Below are 462 nucleotides of genomic sequence, written 5' to 3' on the forward strand. Positions count from 1 at the left end.
CCCACCGTTACCAACTCGCCCAGCCACTGGCTGGCCGCCTGCGGGTCCATCGCTCGCCTCGCCGAGCCCACCCACTGCCCGTAACGGGCGGCCCACGGCCACCCCACGCCCCAACGGGGCATGCCATACCCGCCCAGGGCACCGCTCTGGGACCAGAACTTGAGCTTTTGACATTATTGACGGCGAGAAAAAGTTTCTTTCCTCGGAAGAGCGAGAAAAGACAGGTGTGTAACATTCTCAGGTAAAACATGTTTTGTTTCCTTTGTTTCAAAGAAAGGTCGGCGGAAAAGCAATGATCTGAGCTCTAAGATCGACGATCTGAGCGGTGAGATCGATGATCTGAGCGGTGAGATCGATGATCTGAGCTGTGAGATCAACGATCTGAGCCGTGAGATCGATGATCTGAGCTGTGAGATCGATGATCTGAGCCGTGAGATCGACGATCTGAACTCTGAGATCGAT

At 55.0% G+C, this 462-nt stretch carries 1 protein-coding gene; it reads right to left on the bottom strand.

Annotation, left to right across the window (positions count from 1 at the left end; translation table 11 throughout):
- Positions 1–267 precede the first annotated feature (267 nt).
- On the bottom strand, positions 268–462 hold a 195-nt coding region (locus JIN78_RS16960), incomplete at its 5' end, for a hypothetical protein (RefSeq protein WP_200393182.1).

The sequence above is a fragment of the Roseibacillus ishigakijimensis genome (assembly GCF_016595415.1).
GTDB lineage: Bacteria > Verrucomicrobiota > Verrucomicrobiia > Verrucomicrobiales > Akkermansiaceae > Roseibacillus > Roseibacillus ishigakijimensis.